Annotated in this window: 4 protein-coding genes; all 4 read left to right on the forward strand. The window is 43.3% G+C overall.

The window, feature by feature from the left end; translation table 11 throughout:
* Positions 1 to 165 precede the first annotated feature (165 nt).
* The 4 genes from RLO19_RS05375 (at position 166) to RLO19_RS05390 (ending at position 3287) form a co-directional block, all read left to right on the forward strand.
* Complete coding sequence (locus RLO19_RS05375; RefSeq protein WP_446354512.1) at positions 166 to 720, forward strand: hypothetical protein; 555 nt, start codon at positions 166 to 168, stop codon at positions 718 to 720.
* 31 nt (positions 721 to 751) lie between these two features.
* Positions 752 to 1219 (forward strand): hypothetical protein, encoded by a 468-nt coding sequence (locus tag RLO19_RS05380; protein WP_446354514.1) that lies wholly within the window; start codon positions 752 to 754, stop codon positions 1217 to 1219.
* A 209-nt stretch (positions 1220 to 1428) separates the two neighbouring features.
* Entirely contained in the window at positions 1429 to 1692 is a 264-nt protein-coding gene (locus RLO19_RS05385; RefSeq protein WP_446354515.1) for a hypothetical protein, read from the forward strand.
* Positions 1693 to 2087: 395 nt separating this feature from the next.
* Positions 2088 to 3287, forward strand: coding sequence for an IS110 family transposase (locus RLO19_RS05390; RefSeq protein WP_446354517.1), 1200 nt, complete (start codon positions 2088 to 2090; stop codon positions 3285 to 3287).
* The last annotated feature ends 126 nt before the right edge of the window (positions 3288 to 3413 follow it).

Consider the following 3413-nt stretch of genomic DNA (forward strand, 5'->3'; position numbering starts at 1 on the left):
CCAAAGAATTATGTCAACTTACAGGAGAACCCCACACTCAAATTAAAGAACGATTGACCATATCAGCAATCCAGCAATTTGACCGAATGACAGTAAGCGAAGTTACTGAATGGGTTAAAACTAACTTCCCTATGCCTTCAATAATTGAAAACTAGGAGCAAAAAAATGATAGAATTCCGCCACAAAAAAATAGATGCCCGTGTATATAAAATATACATGGTTTATATGGATAAATCATCTCCATGGGTTAGCATTGTTCCCATACCAGGGAAAAAGGGTTTTTGCTACACTTACTCAAAAGAAATTGCCAGAAAAACATGCAAATTTCTCGAATCGGTAACAGGTTGCCAAGACCTTAAATACTGGAACCGTCAAACACTCAAACAAGTACAGCAAATCATACGACTCTTAAACCGAATGAATTACCGAAAGCACCTTTACCCAATCCCTTTTGAAAACCTAGAAAAAATACTGGGTTGGGAACTTACTGCATGGGCAGTAACCGAAAGTTATAAACAAATGATCAGTATTTTCAGGTACAGATTCAGCTGCGAAGCGAAATTTGAAGCAGAATGTAAAATCGAAAAACGCAAAATCGAAAAATATATACTTTACCAATTCCTTAGATGGGTAGAAGACGTAAATCAATTAGGAGATTTAGTCAGCCAAGGAATTGTAGAACCAAACTTAAAACCCAACTTACTAGATTTAGAGGATTAATCAAAGCTTTCCAGATTTTTAGGAGGAAAAAATGCACAACGGATACAACTATCGAACACTTAATCCCTGGGAGCAAACAGCACTCGAACACCTATCCGCAATAATCGGAGAAATCATAGGCGCCGGCTTTGAAGACCCCAGCTGCTTGATGGAACGAGTAAGCGATATGGTCTTGGAACTCAGCTACTGGGATACACCAAATAACCATAATGACTCAGTAAGTAATCTGCCCAATAACGCAATAACTGTGAACGAAGAAATCGAAGCGATCACAAGTTCATACTCTGATACCCAACCCAAATACATCTACTACGGAGCATCTGGGGAAGATGGGGACAAAGAAATAAATCCTAGCTGGGGTAACTCTGACTCTGAAGAAGAAGACGGAGAAACCCAAGTGCCAGGATTCCAAAATGTTGATTATGAAACGGCTTACATATACGCCAATCGTCCAGACCCAGAAGAGAACGAAATAGAGGACGAAGAAATCCCCTGGTAATAGTAAACCTTCTCGCACCCTACCTCCCAGTTATAGGAGGGGGGCTGCGGTAAGGTGTCAAACTTACCGCTTGAGCTTCAGAAATGGAGCATCACCAGACGCAGTAGGCACGCAGTTTTAAGGAGAAATGACCCAAAAGGTTTTGCTCTTTCGTGATCGCACCTACTGCATTACTTGACCGACATTATAACATAAGTCCACCTGAATAAATGAACGAATACAACTATCGAACACTCAACCACTGGGAACAAAAAGAACTCGAACACCTATCGGCAATGATTGGATCGGCAATGATTGGGGAAATCATGAGCGCCAGCCTTGAAGACCCTAGCTGCTTGATGGAACGAGTAAGCAATATGATCTTAAAACTTAGCTACTGGAATACAGAAGGCGACCAAAAAATAAATCATGCCTGGGAACCTACCTCTAGGGAAAACCAAAAACAGGACTCATGTAATGAAGATATTCCCTAATAACTAAACCTTCTCGCACCATACCTTCTAGTTAAAGAAGGGGGGCTGCGGTAAGGTGTCAAACTTACCGCTTAGTTCTTTCTAAAGAACATAACCAGACACAGTAGGCACGCAGTTTTAACGTGAAATGACCCAAAAGGTTTTGACTTTTCGTGACTGCACCTACTGCATTACTTGACCGACATTATAACACAAGACCGCCTGACGAGCTAGAACTAACTCATCTAGCGAAACGCTCATAGCGTCGCGGCTTAGAGTTGACAATCTACGCCGTCTAACCTTCTGGTTAGTTACCTGCTACCCAGTTTCAGAGTGAATTGATTTCACAATTTCAGGAGATTCTCGACTGGGTACTTGTTGCAGGTTTATATCTCCTACTTACAGAACCTTGAAAAATGAAAAGAATTTTAGGCGGTGACATCTGTAAAGACCGCGTGGTCTGTTGGCTACTTGAAGAAAGACCCAACGACCTGCGAAGCTATTGGAAATCTGAAGTCAAATCAAGATCTAAAGACCCAGTAGAGGATCAAATGACTTTCTACTTCACAAAGACGGGAATATCCCATCTGCTCGAAGTAAAGCCAGATGCAATTATTTTAGAACCGACCGGAGTTCATTACTCCTGGTTACTAGCTCACATCTGTCAAAGTGAAGGAATTGAAGTGTTATGGGTCGGACACTGTGAAGCTACTCATTATCGAAAGAGTCACAAGCTCCCCGATAAAAACGACTTAGCAGACGCCCTAGCCCTAGCCGCTTACTCATGTGATCACTGGGGAATACCTGATAAGTTCCTCCAGTTTGAGCCAGGACCTATCGTACAAATTCGAGATCTGTATTTACAGATGAAATCCCTAACCCGTGTGCAATCACCGATCATTAATCGGGTACGACAACAACTGTGTCGGGAATTTCCAGAGGCAGCTTTTAAAAACTCCCAGCCGGGAAAAGACGGATTAATACCGCTATGGGCATGGCTCGGCAATGTTGAACGCAAGGACGTAAGGCGTAACTTTTACTATGACCGACTCTACGATAAATCAGTGGCAAAAGAGTATGGCATTGAGATCAGCCAATTTTCTCAACGATACGCCGAAATGCTTTGTCAGATTCACTCCTGGGAGCATGAGGCAGAACAGAAACTAGCACAACTGATTTACCTTCCACAGTTCAAAGAATATAACCAGGTCTTTGACCAATTCAGAATCGGACTCAGACCACGAGCGCTGCTACTATGCCACATCTACCCAATGAGCAAATTTGAATCCTTGGGCAGTTTTAAAAAACGCTTGGGCATGGCGGGAGATGAATTAAGCAGCGGCGACCGTAAAGGATGGAACGCCGGCAGCGGCTCAAAGATGTGCCGAAGTGAACTATACCTATGGATTTTGTTAGCGATCGCCCCAGTGAAAAACCGCCCACGGGGAATAATCGGCGAGAGACTGGGAGATTTCTACGACAAACGCCAGGAGCAGTTTAAGAAAAACACCGAGGGCGGTAACACCTTTGGGAAGCTGATCATCAGTCAGACCGCCGCTTACGGATGCAAGCTGCTATTTAAGGAGCTTAAGAAAGCTCTGAAGCTTAAAGGCTAAACCCTCGCGCCCGTTACTACACAGGTAATAACGGGCAAACAATTATGTACAAAATCCCTAACTATCATGGACACCCCAAAGCGAAAACCAACACCCACTAGCGGCGCTGGGAATGGGCAAGGAAGA

This window comes from Coleofasciculus sp. G2-EDA-02 (assembly GCF_040226375.1).
Classification (GTDB): Bacteria; Cyanobacteriota; Cyanobacteriia; order Cyanobacteriales; family Coleofasciculaceae; genus Coleofasciculus.

Coding starts and splice junctions, on each gene's coding strand:
- RLO19_RS05385 (WP_446354515.1), top strand. CDS start 1,429: ATGAACGAATACAACTATCGAACACTCAACCACTGGGAACAAAAAGAA.
- RLO19_RS05390 (WP_446354517.1), top strand. CDS start 2,088: ATGAAAAGAATTTTAGGCGGTGACATCTGTAAAGACCGCGTGGTCTGT.
- RLO19_RS05375 (WP_446354512.1), top strand. CDS start 166: ATGATAGAATTCCGCCACAAAAAAATAGATGCCCGTGTATATAAAATA.
- RLO19_RS05380 (WP_446354514.1), top strand. CDS start 752: ATGCACAACGGATACAACTATCGAACACTTAATCCCTGGGAGCAAACA.